The organism is Bacteroides sp. 519 (genome assembly GCF_010500955.1).
In the GTDB taxonomy this organism is placed as follows: Bacteria; Bacteroidota; Bacteroidia; order Bacteroidales; family Bacteroidaceae; genus Bacteroides.
Genome location: NZ_QVMJ01000066.1, coordinates 1 through 1,484, shown reverse-complemented (window position 1 = coordinate 1,484; position 1,484 = coordinate 1). Strand labels below are relative to the sequence as shown.

The following is a 1,484-nucleotide window of genomic DNA, read 5'->3' as shown; positions in this document are numbered from 1 at the left end:
TGTAGGCTACTGCTGACGGAACAGCAGGTTCAAGCGTTCCATTCCAACTCGTGGAGCGGAACTTCAAACAATCATTTACGCGACTTCGTGTCGCACCCAAGGCGCATCTAAATGGTGGATTGCAACGCATCGTTTCTGGGCGTTTACTCCGGTTCCCAACATTTCGGTAGAGCCGAACAATACACGGATTTTACCCTCGTTCATATCCTTAATCATGGTTTTACGAGCCTTATCCGTTTTGGCTTCCTGAATAAAGCGTATTTCGTGAGCCGGGATTCCATAGTCATCCACCAGTTTACGCTTTATCTCGGAGCATGGGTTCCATTCTCCGGGTTTGTAAGTGCCTAAATCGGAGAAAACGAACTGGGTTGCTTTGTGGTCTTTGAATTTTGTGTAGTAGTCTGATACCATTTTAGCCACATGGGAAGCCTTGTTGTCCACATGGTCGCCATATTTAACTGGATCAATCAGTCGCATATCGAGGGACATCTTTCGCGCGTAATCGGTAGCGATAAGCATTTTTGCTTTTTCTTCGCTTTCCGATAATGGCGCACGTCCTAATATTTCACCTTTACCTGTTTTGGCGAACTCTACCAACTTTTGTATAAACTCCTGTTGGTCGGGTGTTGGTGGAATATTATGCAGAATTTCATTCTTTACAGGGCGGTCGATACCAATATCCTCCGCAGAACGATAGTCTGTTATTTCGGCATAAAAAGCTGCCAATTCGGGTACTTTGATAAAATACCGAAAGCGTTCTTTTTGCACAATTTCATTCGTTACCGAAAATTCGTAGTCTATCGACTTTTTGGCGAAGATTGCCGCCCACGCATCGAATGTATTAATACCCTGTCGTTCCAGTTCGTTCGGCCGGAGATACTTGAAAAGCAAGTATAACTCTGTCAAACTGTTGGAAATGGTTGTGCCTGAAAGAAAAGTGGCTCCCAAATCTTTTCCCGTCCTGTCCTGAATGGTACGCAGGGCAAAAAGCATATTCAAGGCACGTTGTGAGCCTTCGGCATTACCCAGACCTGCAACCCTGTCGTGTCGGGTTGTAAAGGTCAGGTTCTTGAATCGGTGGCTCTCATCAACATACAAGTGGTCGATACCCATAAGACGGAAATCTACGGTGTCATCCTTGCGGTTCTCAATCTGGTAGGTTATATTTTCCAATTTGGCTTCAAGGTTTAATTGTCTTTTAACTAAACCTTTTTCCATAGCACGGGAAATCTCCTTTCCTTGTGCCCGTAACACTTCCAGATTTTCTTCTACGCTATCGAGTTCCGCCTGTAATATCCGTTGCTGAATTTCGGGTGACTGGGGTATCATACCAAACTGTTCGTGTGTTAAAATGATTGCATCCCAGTTGTTATCAAAACGTTTTGATAACGATTGTTATCCAAAACTTTTCATTATCCCAACTTTTTATTAGAACGCCTTATAATGAGTTGCTTTCAGGAAAAAGTTGGGATAATTGACAGCAC

The 1,484-nt window shown here is 43.7% G+C and carries 1 pseudogene; it reads right to left on the bottom strand.

Annotated features, from left to right (window positions below):
• Window positions 1-96: 96 nt before the first annotated feature.
• Window positions 97-1,374 (bottom strand): annotated as a pseudogene (locus D0T85_RS21910) (DNA methylase); the annotation flags it as partial.
• Window positions 1,375-1,484 lie beyond the last annotated feature (110 nt).